A 15,464-nucleotide genomic window follows, 5' to 3' on the forward strand; every position below is an offset into this window, starting at 1 on the left:
TCGCAATAGCGCAGCAATCTTGCGCGAGCATCGCGCGATCCGCCGCGCCCGGGCCGGCCTTTGCGGGGGTTTCCCTCGCCCCGTCGCGCCCCCTATATCGGAACCCCAGAGCAGGAGGGATCCCATGTCCGACACGCGCCATTCGAAGGTCCTGATCATCGGCTCGGGGCCCGCCGGCTACACCGCCGCCGTCTATGCCAGCCGCGCCATGCTGGAGCCGGTCCTCGTGCAGGGTATCCAGCCGGGCGGCCAGCTCACCATCACCACCGAGGTCGAGAACTGGCCCGGCGATACCGAGGTCCAGGGCCCCGACCTGATGGTCCGGATGGAGGCCCATGCGAAGGCCGTCGGCACCGAGATCGTGGGCGACCACATCGCCGCGCTCGATCTCTCGAAGCGGCCCTTCACCGCCAAAGGCGAGTCGGGCACGATCTATAGCTGCGACGCGCTGATCCTCGCCACCGGGGCGCAGGCGAAATGGCTGGGCCTGCCAAGCGAGGAACATTTCAAGGGCTTCGGCGTCTCGGCCTGCGCGACCTGCGACGGCTTCTTCTACCGCGGCAAGGAGGTCGCGGTCGTGGGCGGCGGCAACACCGCCGTCGAGGAGGCGCTGTTCCTGACCAATTTCGCCTCCAAGGTCACGCTGATCCACCGCCGCGACAGCCTGCGCGCCGAGAAGATCCTGCAGGACCGGCTGTTCAAGAACCCCAAGATCGAGGTGATCTGGGATCACGAGGTCGACGAGGTGCTGGGCTCCGACCAGCCGCGCGGCGTCGAGGGGCTGCGCCTCAAGCATCGCGAGACCGGCGCCCCGCGCGAGATCGCCGTCCATGGCTTCTTCGTCGCCATCGGCCACGCGCCCGCGTCCGAGTTGGTGACCGACTGGCTGGAGCTGCACAATGGCGGCTACGTGGTGACCAAGCCCGACTCGACGGCGACCAGCATCCCCGGCGTCTTCGCCGCGGGCGACCTGACCGACCACATCTACCGGCAGGCGGTGACCAGCGCCGGAATGGGCTGCATGGCCGCGCTGGAGGCCGAGCGCTTCCTCGCCGAGCACGGCCTCGACAGCGAGATCGAGCAGGACCAGTCGCAAGGACCGATCGGCGGCTACGGCGCGCCGGTGGACGAGCCCGCCGAATGAGGCGCGCGGCGGCCCTGCTGGCCATCGCGTCGCTCGCGGGCTGCGGCGGTGCCGCCGACGCGCCCGCGGTGGCGCGCATGTCGGCCTCGGATGGCGGGGTCTGTCCCGCGCCCGATCCGGTGCGCGACGGGCCGCTCGTCGACGCGATCCGCCAAGGCGACCCGGCCCCGCTGCGCGCCGCGCTGGCGCGCGACCCGTCCGACGCCCGCGCCGCCGCCGCGCTGGCCGTCGTCACCGGGCGGGGGCCCGTGGATGCCGACCAGGCGGCCTGCTTCGCGCCCTACCTGACCTGATCGCGGCCGAACCCCGCCGCCCGGGGCGCCGAACGCGCCGATATGTCTTGAAATCGTCAGATTGAGGGGCGAGACGCGCAGGGACCCGCATTGCCCGCCCCAAGGATTTGACCGATGTCCTATAGCGCCCCGAACCTTGCGCCGATCCCCGAGCTTTTCGTCAGCTATGAGAGCGCGCAAAAGCTCAAGCACGAGGCGGCGGAGCTGCCCAGCTGGGACATGACGCCCCGCCAGGTCTGCGATCTGGAGCTTCTGATGAACGGCGGGTTCAACCCGCTCAAGGGCTTCCTGGGCCAGGCCGATTACGACCGCGTGGTCGAGGAGATGCGGCTCGCGGACGGCACGCTCTGGCCGATGCCGATCACCCTCGACGTGTCCGAGAAATTCGCCGCCACCATCGAGGAAGGCCAGGACATCGCGCTGCGCGATGCCGAGGGCGTGATCCTCGCCATCCTGTCGATCACCGACAAGTGGAGCCCCGACAAGGCGCGCGAGGCCGCGAGCGTCTACGGCGCCGACGACCTGGCGCATCCGGCGGTGAACTACCTGCATAACGTCGCCGGCCCGGTCTATTTGGGTGGTGCCATCACCGGCATCCAGCCGCCGGTGCATTACGATTTCCGCTCGCGCCGCGACACGCCCAACGAGCTGCGCGCCTACTTTCGCAAGCTGGGCTGGCGCCGCATCGTCGCCTTCCAGACGCGCAACCCGCTGCACCGCGCGCACCAGGAGCTGACCTTCCGCGCCGCGCGCGAGGCGCAGGCCAACCTGCTGATCCACCCGGTCGTCGGCATGACCAAGCCCGGCGATGTCGATCACTTCACCCGCGTGCGCTGCTACGAGGCGGTGCAGGACAAGTATCCCGCCTCGACCACCACGATGTCGCTCCTGAACCTCGCGATGCGCATGGCCGGCCCGCGCGAGGCGGTCTGGCACGGCATCATCCGCCGCAACCACGGCTGCACGCATATGATCGTCGGCCGCGACCACGCGGGTCCCGGCAAGAACAGCCACGGCGAGGATTTCTACGGCCCCTACGACGCGCAGGAGCTGTTCCTGGAAGCACGAGGACGAGATCGGCCTCGAGATGGTCGACTTCAAGCACATGGTCTACGTGCAGGAGCGCGCCCAATACGAGCCCGCAGACGAGATCGAGGACCGCGACGCCGTCACCATCCTCAATATCTCGGGCACCGAGCTGCGCCGCCGCCTGCGCGAGGGGCTCGAGATCCCGGAATGGTTCTCCTTCCCCGAGGTCGTGGCCGAACTGCGCCGCACCTCGCCGCCGCGCTCGCAGCAGGGCTTCACCGTCTTCTTCACCGGCCTTTCGGGATCGGGCAAGTCGACCATCGCCAACGCGATCATGGTCAAGCTGATGGAGATGGGCGGCCGACCCGTCACGCTTCTCGACGGCGACGTGGTCCGCAAGCACCTGTCGAGCGAGCTGGGCTTCTCGAAGGAGCATCGCGACATCAACATCCGCCGCATTGGCTATGTCGCCTCCGAGATAACCAAGAACGGCGGCATCGCCATCTGCGCGCCGATCGCCCCCTACACCGCGACCCGCCGCGCGGTGCGCGAGATGGTCGAGGACTATGGCGCCTTCGTCGAAGTCCATGTCGCCACCTCGCTCGAGGAATGCGAGCGCCGCGACCGCAAGGGCCTCTACAAGCTCGCGCGCGAGGGCAAGATCCCCGAATTCACAGGCATCTCCGATCCCTACGAGGCCCCCGTGGCGGCCGAACTGGTCGTGGACACCGAGGGGTTCGAGGTCGACAACTGCGCCCAGCAGGTCCTGCTCAAGCTCGAGGCGATGGGGCTCATCAAGGCCTGACCCGCCAGGGCCCGATCCGCCGCCTTCGCCATATCCCTGATTCCGCCGCGATGCCGCATTCATGCTGCGGTTACGCTTTTCCGTTGCGTCGCGCGGAACTCTGGAAGCATTTTTGTGTTGCAATACCGAATGGGCGGTTCTCCGCCGGGGCCATCTGGGTCCCCAACCCGCACGAGGGCCGCCGACCAGACCCGGCCGGCCGCAGACAGAAACAGAGGGATCGGCGCCGCGCGCCGCTGGACCGCAAGATGCTGAACGACCTGAATATCCTGATCGTGGAGGACGAAGCGCTCCTCGCGATGGAGGTCTCCATGACACTGGAAGACCACGGCGCCGATATCGTCGGGCCCTATTCCTCCGTCTCTTCGGCTCTCGCCGATTGCGACGCGGCCGACGCCGCCGTGCTTGATGTCGATCTCTGCGGCGAACCGGTCTTCCCGCTGGCCGACCGCCTGAAGGAGCAAGGCGTCCCGTTCATCTTCCACACCGGCCGCGCGGATCTCGACACGCTGCGCCGTCGCTACGGGGAAGAAGTCAAGGTTCTGCCCAAACCGGCCGATGTCGACAGCTTCGGTCCGATGCTCGCCCGCATGGTCCGCCGGAAAGGGCAGCCCGCGACCTGAGCCTCCAAAGACCTGAAAATGAAAAAGGCGCCCCGCGGGGCGCCTTGTTTCGTCCGAGCATGGAAGAGTCCGTCAGTGCACGCTGACCGGCTCCAGATCGTTCTGCCGCGCCAGCGAGAAGGCCAGGCCGCGGTCGCCCACCAGCGCCACCTGCTCGCCATCGGCGCGGTGCAGCGCGTAGAGCTCGTCCAGCCCGCCCTCGCGCGCCTCCTCGGCCACGGCGTCGGGGAGGTCCTCGATATCGACCTTCCGCACGTAGACCAGCGAGCCCGTCTTGCCGTTCATCATCTCCTGAAGGGTCATCGGTCGTTCCTTTCGCGGGTCGGGGCGCGCCGGGCGGGGCTGGCGCGGCCGGTTTCGATGCGGATCGTCTGGACAACGTTCTGGGGCTGCGATCGTTGCAGATCGACATGCAGAAGCCCGGTCTCCAGTGTCGCACCCGCCACCTCGACGCCCTCGGCCAGCACGAAGGCGCGCTGGAACTGCCGCGAGGCGATGCCGCGATGCAGGTAGGTGCGGCCCTCCTCTTCGCGGCTGCGGCCCCGGATCACCAGCTGGCGGTCTTTCAGCGTGATCGACAGGTCCTCGTCCGAGAAGCCCGCCACGGCGAGCGTGATGCGAAACCCGCTCTCGCCCGTCTGTTCGATGTTGTAGGGCGGGTAGCCGTCGTTGCCGGTGCGCGCGGTGCGCTCCACCAGCCGTTCGAGCTGGTCGAAGCCCAGCAGGAAGGGATGCGTGCCGAAGGTCGGCTTGGTCATGGTCGGGTCCTCGTCCTCAAGCGATCCGATATGGACCCCGACCCGTGAGCGGCATCGGGGGATACACAAGATGTGGGGTCGGGCCGGCCGGGCTGCAAGACCATTGGCTTGACGCCCGCGGACGGTGTAGGACCCGGCCAGACCCGCACCGACCTGGGACCGCGCGCCGGATGACCAAGCCCCCCGACCAGATGACGCATGAGGACGTGCTGCGCGTGAAGCTGGAGGTGCTGCGCCAGGATCACCGCGATCTCGACGCGGCCATCCAGGCGGTCGAGGAGCGTCCCGCGCCGGACATGCTGCTGATCAAGCGGCTGAAACTGCAGAAACTCAGCCTTAAGGACCGCATCGCGCGGATCGAGGACGAGCTGACCCCCGACATCATCGCCTGAGATCGCCATGACCGACGCCACCCCCGCCGTGGGCCTGATCATGGGCTCGCAATCCGACTGGGCCACCATGCAGGCCGCCGCCGAGATCCTCGACGCGCTGCACGTGCCCCACGAGGCGCGCATCGTCTCGGCCCACCGCACGCCCGACCGGCTCTGGGAATACGGGCGCGGCGCCGCGGATCGCGGGCTCAAGGTCATCATCGCCGGCGCGGGCGGCGCGGCGCATCTGCCCGGCATGATGGCGTCGAAGACGCGGCTGCCGGTGATCGGCGTGCCGGTGCAGACCAAGGCACTGTCCGGGGTCGATTCGCTCTACTCCATCGTGCAGATGCCCCGTGGCTTCCCGGTCGCCACAATGGCCATCGGTGCGGCGGGCGCGGCCAATGCCGGGCTGATGGCGGCGGGCATCCTCGCGCTGTCCGATGCGGCACTGGCGCAGCGGCTCGACGACTGGCGCGCGGCGCTCTCCGCCTCGATCCCCGAGACGCCGGAATAGGCTCGCCGCCCGCCGCACCCCCTTTCCCCATCACGGGTCCTTCAATACTCCGGGGAGCGCGAGGGGCCGGCCCCTCGCTCCCGCCCGCCACCGCAAGCCCGAAGGGGTCCCCGATGTCCGACCGTTCCACGCCGCTGCCCCCCGGATCGACCATCGGCATCCTCGGCGGCGGACAGCTCGGCCGGATGCTATCGGTCGCAGCCAGCCGGCTGGGCTACCTGACGCATATCTACGAGCCGGGCGCCGCGCCCGCGGGCCAGGTGGCCCATGCGCTCACCCAGGCCCCCTATGCGGACGAGGCCGCGCTGCGCGCCTTCGCCGCCGATGTCGACGTGATCACCTTCGAATTCGAGAACGTCCCCGCCACCGCGCTGGACCTGCTGGCCGAGACGGTGCCGATCCGGCCGGGTCTCGACGCGCTCGCCGTCAGCCAGGACCGGCTGACCGAGAAGACCTTCCTGCAGGGCCTCGGCCTCGCCACCGCGCCGTTCCGCGACGTGCCCGACCTGCCGATGCTGCAGGCCGCGCTCGAGGAGCTGGGCACCCCTGCGATCTTGAAGACCCGGCGGCTCGGCTATGACGGCAAGGGGCAGGTGCGCATCGTCGATCCGGCCGAGGCCGCCGACGCCTATGCCGCCATGGCCGGCACCGACGCGATCCTGGAAGGCTTCGTCGCCTTCGAGCGCGAGGTCTCGGTCATCGCCGCGCGCGGGCTCTCGGGCGAGGTCGTCTGTTTCGACCCCGGCGAGAACGTCCACCAGGGCGGCATCCTGCGAACCACCACCATCCCCGCCGAACTCTCGCCCGCGCTGCGCACCGATGCCGCGCTGCTGGCCGGCCGCATCCTCAACGCGCTCGACTATGTGGGCGTGCTGGGGGTCGAGCTCTTCGTGACGCCGGCGGGCCTTCTCGTGAACGAGATCGCGCCGCGGGTGCACAATTCGGGCCACTGGACGCAGGCGGGTTGCGCGGTCGACCAGTTCGAGCAGCATATCCGCGCCGTGGCCGGCCTGCCGCTGGGCGACGGCAAGCGCCATGTCGACGTGGTGATGGAAAACCTGATCGGCGACGACATGGACCGGCTGCCGGAGCTGCTCGCCGCGCCCGACACGCAGATCCATCTCTACGGCAAGGCCGAGACCCGCCCGGGCCGCAAGATGGGCCACGTCAACCGCATCCGACGCTGAGACGGTCTTGCCCCGGGGCGTGAAACGCGGTCTTCGGGCACGATCCCGGACCCCACGAAACGGCCCCGACCGATGACCGAACGCCCGCACCGCAACTTCTACGGCCGCCGCAAGGGCAAGCATCTGAAGCCCGGCCACGCCCGCCTGCTCGAGGCCGACCTCTCGGATTATTCGCCGGGACCCGTCGACTGGGACGCCAATCCCGACCGCACGCCCCTGGATCTCGACGCGCTGTTTCCAGGCCGCGAGACCTGGCTGGAGATCGGCTTCGGCGGCGGCGAGCACATGATCCACCAGGCCGCACGGAACCCGCAGGCCGGCATCATCGGCGCGGAGCCCTATATCGACGGCGTCGCCAAGCTCCTGGCGAAGCTGCGGGAGTCGCAGGTGGACAATGTCCGCATCCATCCCGGCGATGCGCGCGACCTGATGGACGTGCTGCCCGAGGCCGGCATTGCCCGGGCCTTCCTGCTCTATCCCGATCCCTGGCCCAAGGCGCGCCACCACCGCCGCCGCTTCGTCACGCCCGAGCATCTGGAGCCCTTGGCCCGCGTGATGCGCCCGGGGGCCGAGCTGCGCGTCGCGACCGACATTCCCGATTATGTGCGCCAGACGCTCGAACAGGTGCCCCGCCACGGCTTCACCTGGACGGCCGAGGGTCCCGCCGACTGGCGCGAACCCTGGTCCGACTGGACGCGCACCCGCTACGAAGCCAAGGCGATCCGCGAAGGCCGCACCCCGCATTACCTGACCTTCCGGCGCGGCTGACGCCCGGGATCTGCGGACCGCGTCTGGCCGCGCGCTAGGCGGGCACGTCCCAGGCCGCGCCGGGCGGGATCGCGCGGAACCGCTGCGCGGCGATGCCCTTGGCATCGAGCGCCGCGCGCAGCCGCTCCGGCGGCTCCTCCCGGGCCTCGTCGGTCAGCTGGAAGGTGCCCCAGTGATGCGCCAGCACGTGCCGCGCGCCGGCGATCTCCATGCCCGCGACGGCCTCCTCGGGGTTCTGGTGCTGGAACCGCATGAACCAGCGCGGCGCGTAGGCGCCGATGGGCAGGATGGCCAGGCGGAAGGGCCCGTGCGCCGCCGCCGCCGCATAGGGCCGGCCTTCGTCGAATCCGGTGTCGCCGATATGCAGGATCTTGCCCGCCGCCGTCTCAATCGCGAAGCTGGCCCAGAGCGCGTGGCGCCGGTCGTTCGCGCCCCGCGCGCTCCAGTGGTGGCAGGGCAGCAGGCGGATCCGCGCGCCGTCGACGGCCAGCACCTCGCCCCAGTCGCCGGCCCGCGCGTCGAGCCCGGACACGCCCTCGCGCATGATCGTGTCGTTGCCCAGGGGCGTCAGCACGGGCATCGCGAACCGCTCGTGCAGCCGGCGCAGCGTGGCGATGTCCATGTGGTCGTAGTGATTGTGGCTCATCAGCACGGCGTCGATCGGCGGCAGGTCGGCGAAGGCCACTCCGGGCGCGGTGACCCGCGCGGGACCGGCGAAGCTGAAGGGACTGGCGCGCCGTGACCAGACCGGATCGGTCAGCAGGTTCAGCCCCGCGACCTGGATCAGCACGGTGGCATGACCCACCATGGTGACGCGGAGATCCGTCACCCGTTCGGCCGGCTTCTCCTGGGTGATGCCCACCCGGTCCGGCCAGTCGGCCTTGTCGCCCGCGATCTGCCAGCGCAGCAGGTCGCGGAAGCCGCGCGGCGGCTGGCCGCCGGGGTTGAAGAACTCGGTGCCGTCGAAATGATCCGACGGGGGCCCGGCGTAGTAGCGGTTGCCCATCTTGGCCTCGCGAACGGTACAGGCTCCGATGCCCAGAAGGGCGCCGAGGCCGAGGAAGGTGCGACGTCTCATGCCCACGTCTTAGCGCCCGGACGTCCGCTGCACAGCCCGGTGGACGTGCCCGGCGCCCCGGTCTATGCCCTGCGCGCACCACGCCCCGGAGAGCGCCATGAGCCACGGCCCCGCCACCCCCCTGACCGCCGCCGCCGCGGGCCCGCTGACGGGCACGGCGCATGTGCCGGGCGACAAGTCGATCAGCCACCGCAGCCTGATCCTCGGCGCGATGACGGTGGGCGAGACCCGGGTGACCGGTCTTCTAGAGGGCCAGGACGTGCTCGACACCGGGCGCGCGATGCGAGCCTTCGGCGCGCAGGTCGAGAAGCAGGGCGACACCTGGGTGATCCACGGCGTCGGCACCGGCGGCCTGGCCGAGCCCGAGGACGTCATCGATTGCGGCAATTCGGGCACCGGCGTCCGGCTTCTGATGGGGGCCGCCGCCACCCATGGCTTCGCCGTGACCTATACCGGCGACGCGAGCCTGCGCTCGCGCCCCATGGCGCGCGTGACCGACCCGCTGGCGCTGTTCGGCGCGCGGGCCTATGGCCGCTCGGGCGGGCGGCTGCCGATGACCGTCGTCGGCGCGGCCGAGCCGGTCCCGGTGCGCTACGTCACGCCCGTGCCGTCGGCGCAGGTGAAGTCGGCGGTGCTTCTGGCGGGGCTGAACGCGCCGGGCGAGACCGTGGTGATCGAGCGCGAGGCGACGCGCGACCATTCCGAGCGGATGCTGCGCGGCTTCGGCGCCGAGATCACGGTCGAGGACACATCCGAGGGCCGCGTCATCGCCCTGACCGGTCAGCCGGAGCTGCGGCCGCAGACCATCGTCGTGCCCCGCGACCCGTCCAGCGCGGCCTTCCCGGTCTGCGCGGCGCTGATCGTGCCCGGCTCGGATGTGCTGGTGCCGAATATCGGGCTTAACCCCACCCGCGCGGGCCTGTTCGAGACGCTGCGCGACATGGGTGCGGACCTGACCTACGAGAACGCGCGCGAGGAGGGCGGCGAGCCCGTGGCCGACCTGCGCGCCCGCTTCTCGCCCGCGATGAAGGGGATTGAGGTGCCGCCCGAGCGCGCAGCCTCGATGATCGACGAATATCCGATCCTCTCGGTCGTGGCGGCGAATGCCGAGGGCACGACCGTGATGCGCGGCGTCAAGGAGCTGCGCGTCAAGGAGAGCGACCGGATCGACGCGATGGCCACCGGCCTCCGCGACGCCGGGGTCACCGTGCGCGACGGCGCCGACTGGTGGAAGGTGGAGGGCCGCGGCCCCGGCGGCGTGACCGGCGGCATCACCGCGGCCACGCATCTCGACCACCGGATCGCCATGTCCTTCCTGATCCTCGGGATGGCCTCGCAGAAGCCGGTGACGGTCGACGATGCCGGCCCCATCGCTACCAGCTTCCCGATCTTCCGGGACCTGATGACCGCGCTGGGTGCGACCTTCTCCTGATCCCGCGCGCGTTCGACGGATCGCCGGCGCGGTGACGCCCCGCCCTCAGGCCCGCGTGGCGCGTGCGGCGTAGCAGCCGCGGGCGGCGTAGTAGATGTGGACCTGCTCGACCATCGGGTCGGACAGGAACCGCTCGAGGGTTTCGGCGGCCTCGGCCCCGGGCGTCAGCGCGGCGTCGCGGATCATGCCATCGGCATCGAGCGCGCGAAGCGCCAGATAGCGCGACGCGATGCTGTCGGGCACCGCGCCGCGCGCGGGTCGGGCGGGGGCGACGCCGCGGCGCACGTAGATCGCGTGGCAGGCGCGGTAGGGCGACGCGGCGTCCAGATGCATGTGGTTCACCAGCAGCACGTCCTCGCCCGGCTCGGCATCTTCCAGGCTGATGCGGCAGGGGGCGCCGGGTTTTTCGGTCACGGTGACGCGGCGGGCATTGCGCGCGGCAAGCGCGCCGTCCTCGAGCACGAAGAGATCGGCGAAGGGCGCAGCGGGCAGCGGATGGATCCGGAAGGCCATGGCGGGGTCCTCGTTCGTGGTCCGCTGATCGTCGCGCCGGCCTCCGGCCCGCGCGACCCGGATCCTGCGCAACCGTCAGCGATGTGGGATCCCGAGGTTGCCGACCGCCACCGCCCGACGCAGCGCCGCGAGATAGGACCGCGCGGCGCGCGCACCCTCTAGGTGATGGATCGCGTGGCCGGGCCCCGCCCGGGCCATGAGCTCTGCGCAGCGCGCCCGGCCGGTCGCGCGGGTCCGCCAGACATAGCGCCAGAACGCCAGGCTCATCTGCTCTGGGCAGCCATCGGGCAGGTCGGGGCGGGTCCGGCCCCACCATCGCACCGTTCGCCGCGCGATGCGCCCCAGCCGCGCGCCGACCGGCAGGTCCAGCCAGATCAGCGTGTCCGCCCGCGCCAGCCGGTTGTGCCAGGTGGCGGAATGCCCGCCCTCGAAGATCCAGGCGGGCTTGGCTTCGATCGCCGCGCAGAGACGCGTCGTCTCGGCGCGCGGGCGCGCGATCCAGCCCGATTGCCAGTGGATGCGGTCGACATGGTAGACGGGCAAGAAGGTCAGCGCGCCCATCGCGCGGGCGAAGGTCGATTTGCCGGACCCGGGCTGGCCGATGATCATCACGCGCCGCATGTCCCGATCCTCGCGCCGGCGGCGCCGCGGTCAAGTGGACGCGCCCGTCGCGTCCGGCTAGCAGAAGGGCAGCCAGGGGAGACGACGCCATGACCCGGACCGGAAGCTGCCTTTGCGGGGCCATCCGCTACGAGACCGATCAAGAGATGGGACCGGTGACCGGTTGCCACTGCACGCAATGCCGCAAATGGACCGGCCATCACGTCGCCGCGCTGCCGGTGCCCTGGGACGCGCTGCGCCTGACCGGCGCGTTGACGTGGTACGCCGCCTCGCCCGGCGCGCGGCGGGGGTTTTGCGGCACCTGTGGCTCGTCCCTGATCTGGGAGGAGGGGGATGGGCTCGCCTATCTGATGGCGGGCACGCTGGATGCGCCGACGGGGCTCGCGATGGACGGCCATGTCTTTTGCGCCGATGCGGGCGACTACTACCGGCTGGGCGACGGGCTGCCGCGCTGGGTCGCCGGGCGGTCGGGGCCGGAGATGGAGGCATGATCTTCACCGTGGCGATCGACGGGCCGGCTGCGTCGGGGAAGGGCACGATCGGGCGCGCGCTGGCGCATCGCTTCGACTTCGCGCATCTCGACACCGGGCTTCTCTACCGCGCGGTCGGCGCCAAGGTCCTCGCGGGGGGCGAGGCCATCGCCGCCGCGCGCGCCCTGCGGCCCGAGGATCTGCATGCCGAGGGGCTGCGCAGCGCGCCCGTCGCGCAGGCCGCCAGTCGCGTGGCCGCGATCCCCGAGGTGCGTGCGGCGCTTCTGGAGTTCCAGCGCCGCATCGCCCGCCGCGAGGGCGGCGCGGTGCTCGACGGGCGCGATATCGGCACCGTCATCTGCCCGGAAGCGGAGGCCAAGCTCTTCGTCACCGCCACGCCCGAGGTTCGGGCCGAACGGCGCTATCTCGAACTCGTCCAGAGCGATCCCACCTGCACGCGAGACGCCGTCCTCGCGGATGTGAAGGCGCGGGACGCCCGCGACACGAACCGCGCCGACGCGCCCCTGGCCGCGGCGGAGGACGCGGTGGTGCTGGACACCTCCGAGATGAGCGTCGAGGCGGCGCTGGAGGCGGCGCTGGCGCTGGTCAAGGCGCGTCTGCCCGCGGGCTAGGCCCGGCTTCACCGCCTCGTGTCTTGGCCGTGCGGGCGCCCGCGGCCTAGGCTGGGGCTCCGACCGGAGGCCCGGCCCATGCTGCGTATCCTCGCCATCCTGCTTCTCCTCGCCGCGCCCGCGCAGGCGCAGCAGATGACGCTCGACCGGATGGAGACGATCCTGCTGGCGCTCGACCCGGATATGGAGCGGGCCGGCGGGGCCTTTCGCTTCACTGTCGAGGACGTGCCGGTGCTGATCGTCACCGATGCGCGGGCCGACCGGATGCGGGCGATGGTGCCCATCCGGCTGATCGACGGGCTGTCGGAGGCGGAGCTTCTGCGCATGCTTCAGGCCAATTTCGACAGCGCGCTCGACGCGCGCTACGCCGTGGCTGAGGGGCGGCTCTGGGCCGTCTACCTGCATCCGCTAGGCGCCTTGTCCGGGCCGCAGCTGATCGACGGGATCGGGCAGACGGTGAACGCGGCCCTGACCTACGGCACGCTCTACAGCTCGGGCGCGCTGCAGTTCGGGCGCGGCGACAGCCGGGACGAGCAGCGCAAGCTTCTCGACCGCCTGCAGGAGCGTGGCCGCGACCTCTGACGCCCGGCCCATGTTCTCCTCTTGTTTCGCTGGTCGGGCTGGGGCAGCCTGCCGCGCATGAGCGACCCCAAGATTACATGCCCCGATTGCGGGGCCGACGTGCCCCTGACCGAATCCCTGGCCGGCCCGCTCTTGGAGCGGACCCGCGTCGAGGCCGAGGCGCGTCAGAAACAGGCGCTGGCTGCGCAGAAGCAGGCGATCGAGACCGCCGCCGCCGCGGCTGCGGAAGCGGCGCAGGCGGCGCGTCTGGCCGAGCTGCAGGAGGCCGCGCAGGCCCGCGATGCCGAGATGGCGGAGCTGAAGCGGCAAGGCCTAGCGCGCGAGGCCAAGTTGGCCGAGGCGCAGAAGGCGCAGGCCGAGGCCCTGCGCCGCGAGGCGCAGCTGCGCGAGCGCGAGCGCGAGATGGATCTGGAGATCCAGAAACAGGTCGCCGCCGCCACCGAGATCGCCCGCAAGAAGCTCGCCGCCGAAGCCGAGGCGCTGGCGGCCGAGCGGCTGCAGGCCGCGCAGGCGGCGCAGGCGCTGAAGCTCGCTGAGAAGGACCAGCAGATGGACGTGCTGCGCCGCCAGATCGACATGCTCAACCGCAAGATCGAACAAGGCAGCCAGCAGCGGCAGGGCGAGGCGGCGGAGATCGTGCTCGAGGACCAGTTGGGTCGCGCCTTCCCCGCCGACGCGATCGAGCCGGTGGGGAAGGGGGTCCGCGGGGCCGATTGCCTGCAGCGCGTGTCCGGGGCGGGCACGATCATCTGGGAGTCGAAGCGCGCCGCGAACTGGTCCAAGGATTGGCTGCCCAAGCTGCGCGACGACATGCGCGGGGCGGGCGCCGACGTGGCCGTCCTGGTGTCCGAGGCGCGGCCCGAGGGGGCCGAGAACTTCGCTCTTGTCGACGGGGTCTGGGTCTGCGCGCCGCGCTTCGCCGTGCCGCTGGCCCACGCGCTGCGCGAGGGCCTGACGAAGATGGCCGAGGCCAAGGGCGCGCGCGAGGGGCAGGCGACGAAGACGCAGATGCTGTACGACTACCTGACCGGGCCGCAGTTTCGCGGCCGGATCGAGGCCGTGGTCGAGCCCTTCGAGGCTATGCAGGACGCGCTGCGCCGCGAGAAGAAACAGATGACGGCGCAATGGGCGATGCGCGAGAAGCAGCTCGACAAGGCGATCGAGGCGATGATGGGCATGTATGGCGACGTGCGCGGCATCGCGGGCGCGGCCATCGCCGAGATCGAGGCGCTGGAGCCGCAACTTCTGGAGGAGGGCGAGTGATGGGCGAACGGTTCGATTACGAAGGCGACGGCAGGACGCTGCGCGGCTATCGCGCCATGCCTGACAGCCCGAACGGCGCGGCGGTTCTGGTCGTGCCGGCCTTCATGGGGCTGCGCGAATTCGAGATGGCGCAATGCGACCGCTTTGCGGCGATGGGCTATGCCGTGCTGGGGGCGGATTATTACGGCGACGGCTGGACCACCGACAGCATGGAGGAGGCGGGCGAGGCCATGGCCCCCTTGCAGAACGACCGCGCCGCGCTGCTGCGCCGGAGCGAGGCCGCGTTGCAGACGGTTCGCGGCTGGGCCGACGGGCGGGTGGGCGCGATGGGGTTCTGCTTCGGCGCGAAGGCCGTGCTGGACCTCGGCCGCGCCGGGCATCTGGACGCGGCCGTGTCGATCCACGGCGTTTACGACCGACCGGATTTCGCGACGCGCGCGATGCCGCCGGTCCTGCTGTGCCACGGTTGGAACGATCCGCTGGCGAAGCCCGCCGAATTCGAAGCCCTGGCCGCCGAGCTGGAGGACCACTCGCCCGATTGGCACGCGCTGGCCTTCGGGCAGACGGGACATGCCTTCACCAATCCCGCGCTGCCCGGCGATGGCGGCGGCATGGGCTATCAGGAGGCGTCGGCGCGCCGGACCTGGGCGGCGGTGGAGGCTTTCCTGGCCGAGAAGCTGATGGGCTGAGGCGTCAGGCCGTCGCGAGCGCCGCGCAGAAGGTTGCGATCTTCGCGGGGTCCTTGACGCCGGGGGCGCTCTCGACGCCGGAGGAGACGTCGACCTGCCGCGCCCCGGTCAGGCGCACGGCCTCGGCCACGTTTTCGGGGGTCAGGCCGCCGGCCAGCATCCAGGGCTTGGCCCAGTCGCGGCCCGCGATCAGGCGCCAGTCGAACCCCACCCCGTTGCCGCCCGGCAGCTCGGCGCCTTCGGGCGGCTTGGCGTCGACCAGGATCTGGTCGGCCACAGCTTCGTAGTCGATGATCGCGGGCAGGTCGCCCGCGTCGCGCAGCCCCACGGCCTTCATCACCGGCAGGCCGAAGCGCGTGCGGATCTCGGCGACGCGCTCGGGAGTCTCGGCACCGTGAAGCTGCAGCATGTCGAGCGGCACCGCTTGGGTGATCGCGTCGAGCGCCGCGTCGTCGGCATCCACCACGAGGGCGACTTTGGCCAGCCCCACCGGCGCGGCCAGCGCCAGCGCCCGGGCCGCGTCGATCTCGACATGCCGCGGCGATTTCGGAAAGAAGACGAGCCCCATATAGGCGGCGCCGGCCTCGGCGCAGGCCGCGACATCGGCCGCCTGCCTGAGCCCGCAGATTTTGGCGCGGACGTCGCCGGCGGGCCGGGTCACGCGCAGCATCGGGTGGGATCCATCGCGG

The 15,464-nt window shown here is 71.0% G+C and carries 19 protein-coding genes and 1 pseudogene; 14 read left to right on the top strand and 6 right to left on the bottom strand.

The genetic code is table 11. From position 1 onward, the window contains the following. Positions 1–124 precede the first annotated feature (124 nt). The 4 genes and pseudogenes from trxB to P8627_RS12025 all read left to right on the top strand — a co-directional run bounded on the left by trxB (position 125) and on the right by P8627_RS12025 (position 3,894). Positions 125–1,144, top strand: coding sequence for a thioredoxin-disulfide reductase (gene trxB / locus P8627_RS12010; RefSeq protein ID WP_279964354.1), 1,020 nt, complete (start codon positions 125–127; stop codon positions 1,142–1,144). Beyond that, positions 1,141–1,437 (top strand): hypothetical protein, encoded by a 297-nt coding sequence (locus tag P8627_RS12015; protein WP_279964355.1) that lies wholly within the window; start codon positions 1,141–1,143, stop codon positions 1,435–1,437. Before trxB ends, P8627_RS12015 begins: the two co-directional genes overlap by 4 nt. A 114-nt stretch (positions 1,438–1,551) precedes the next feature. Continuing rightward, positions 1,552–3,271: pseudogene (locus P8627_RS12020) on the top strand (bifunctional sulfate adenylyltransferase/adenylylsulfate kinase). A 248-nt stretch (positions 3,272–3,519) separates the two neighbouring features. Further along, positions 3,520–3,894: a response regulator gene (locus P8627_RS12025; RefSeq protein WP_279964356.1), complete on the top strand. Its 375-nt coding sequence runs from the start codon at positions 3,520–3,522 to the stop codon at positions 3,892–3,894. A gap of 72 nt (positions 3,895–3,966) precedes the next feature. Here the strand turns inward: P8627_RS12025 and P8627_RS12030 are convergent, their stop codons facing one another. Continuing rightward, positions 3,967–4,197, bottom strand: a complete 231-nt coding sequence (locus P8627_RS12030; protein ID WP_279964357.1) for a DUF1150 family protein — start codon at positions 4,195–4,197, stop codon at positions 3,967–3,969. Next, the gene (locus P8627_RS12035; RefSeq protein ID WP_279964358.1) at positions 4,194–4,652 is read right to left on the bottom strand and encodes an Hsp20 family protein; all 459 of its coding nucleotides are present in this window, start codon (positions 4,650–4,652) and stop codon (positions 4,194–4,196) included. Before P8627_RS12035 ends, P8627_RS12030 begins: the two co-directional genes overlap by 4 nt. Before the next feature lie 170 nt (positions 4,653–4,822). Between P8627_RS12035 and P8627_RS12040 the strand changes: the two genes are divergently transcribed. The 4 genes from P8627_RS12040 to trmB all read left to right on the top strand — a co-directional run bounded on the left by P8627_RS12040 (position 4,823) and on the right by trmB (position 7,495). Continuing rightward, positions 4,823–5,044, top strand: a complete 222-nt coding sequence (locus P8627_RS12040; RefSeq protein WP_279964359.1) for a YdcH family protein — start codon at positions 4,823–4,825, stop codon at positions 5,042–5,044. A gap of 7 nt (positions 5,045–5,051) precedes the next feature. Next, positions 5,052–5,540: a 5-(carboxyamino)imidazole ribonucleotide mutase gene (gene purE / locus P8627_RS12045; protein ID WP_279964360.1), complete on the top strand. Its 489-nt coding sequence runs from the start codon at positions 5,052–5,054 to the stop codon at positions 5,538–5,540. 113 nt (positions 5,541–5,653) lie between these two features. After that, complete coding sequence (locus tag P8627_RS12050; RefSeq protein WP_279964361.1) at positions 5,654–6,727, top strand: 5-(carboxyamino)imidazole ribonucleotide synthase; 1,074 nt, start codon at positions 5,654–5,656, stop codon at positions 6,725–6,727. A gap of 72 nt (positions 6,728–6,799) precedes the next feature. Beyond that, on the top strand, positions 6,800–7,495 hold the full coding sequence (gene trmB / locus P8627_RS12055) for a tRNA (guanine(46)-N(7))-methyltransferase TrmB (RefSeq protein WP_279964362.1): 696 nt from the start codon (positions 6,800–6,802) through the stop codon (positions 7,493–7,495). A 34-nt stretch (positions 7,496–7,529) separates the two neighbouring features. On the opposite strand, the gene P8627_RS12060 is transcribed toward trmB, so the two are convergent. Continuing rightward, positions 7,530–8,573 (bottom strand): MBL fold metallo-hydrolase, encoded by a 1,044-nt coding sequence (locus P8627_RS12060; protein WP_279964363.1) that lies wholly within the window; start codon positions 8,571–8,573, stop codon positions 7,530–7,532. Between the two features lie 97 nt (positions 8,574–8,670). Between P8627_RS12060 and aroA the strand changes: the two genes are divergently transcribed. Further along, positions 8,671–10,005: a 3-phosphoshikimate 1-carboxyvinyltransferase gene (aroA, locus tag P8627_RS12065; protein WP_279964365.1), complete on the top strand. Its 1,335-nt coding sequence runs from the start codon at positions 8,671–8,673 to the stop codon at positions 10,003–10,005. Between the two features lie 45 nt (positions 10,006–10,050). Here aroA and P8627_RS12070 read toward each other — a convergent pair whose 3' ends face one another. Further along, a complete protein-coding gene (locus P8627_RS12070; RefSeq protein WP_279964366.1) occupies positions 10,051–10,518 on the bottom strand; it encodes a DUF1203 domain-containing protein in 468 nt (155 codons plus the stop codon). A 75-nt stretch (positions 10,519–10,593) separates the two neighbouring features. After that, entirely contained in the window at positions 10,594–11,139 is a 546-nt protein-coding gene (locus P8627_RS12075; RefSeq protein WP_279964367.1) for a P-loop NTPase family protein, read from the bottom strand. A gap of 89 nt (positions 11,140–11,228) precedes the next feature. On the opposite strand from P8627_RS12075, the gene P8627_RS12080 reads away from it, so the two are divergent. The 5 genes from P8627_RS12080 to P8627_RS12100 all read left to right on the top strand — a co-directional run bounded on the left by P8627_RS12080 (position 11,229) and on the right by P8627_RS12100 (position 14,775). Continuing rightward, positions 11,229–11,630 carry a GFA family protein gene (locus P8627_RS12080; RefSeq protein WP_279964368.1) on the top strand — a complete coding sequence of 134 codons (402 nt, stop codon included), beginning with the start codon at positions 11,229–11,231 and terminating at the stop codon, positions 11,628–11,630. Beyond that, positions 11,627–12,241, top strand: coding sequence for a (d)CMP kinase (locus P8627_RS12085; RefSeq protein ID WP_279964369.1), 615 nt, complete (start codon positions 11,627–11,629; stop codon positions 12,239–12,241). Before P8627_RS12080 ends, P8627_RS12085 begins: the two co-directional genes overlap by 4 nt. Positions 12,242–12,319: 78 nt before the next feature. Beyond that, positions 12,320–12,823 (top strand): hypothetical protein, encoded by a 504-nt coding sequence (locus P8627_RS12090; RefSeq protein ID WP_279964370.1) that lies wholly within the window; start codon positions 12,320–12,322, stop codon positions 12,821–12,823. 57 nt (positions 12,824–12,880) lie between these two features. Continuing rightward, complete coding sequence (locus P8627_RS12095) at positions 12,881–14,086, top strand: DUF2130 domain-containing protein (protein WP_279964372.1); 1,206 nt, start codon at positions 12,881–12,883, stop codon at positions 14,084–14,086. After that, a complete protein-coding gene (locus P8627_RS12100) occupies positions 14,086–14,775 on the top strand; it encodes a dienelactone hydrolase family protein (protein ID WP_279964373.1) in 690 nt (229 codons plus the stop codon). The genes P8627_RS12095 and P8627_RS12100 overlap by 1 nt, the downstream gene beginning before the upstream one ends. Positions 14,776–14,779: 4 nt before the next feature. Here P8627_RS12100 and P8627_RS12105 read toward each other — a convergent pair whose 3' ends face one another. Next, entirely contained in the window at positions 14,780–15,445 is a 666-nt protein-coding gene (locus P8627_RS12105; protein ID WP_279964374.1) for a phosphoribosylanthranilate isomerase, read from the bottom strand. Between the last annotated feature and the right edge of the window lie 19 nt (positions 15,446–15,464).

Source organism: Jannaschia sp. GRR-S6-38 (assembly GCF_029853695.1).
GTDB lineage: Bacteria > Pseudomonadota > Alphaproteobacteria > Rhodobacterales > Rhodobacteraceae > Jannaschia > Jannaschia ovalis.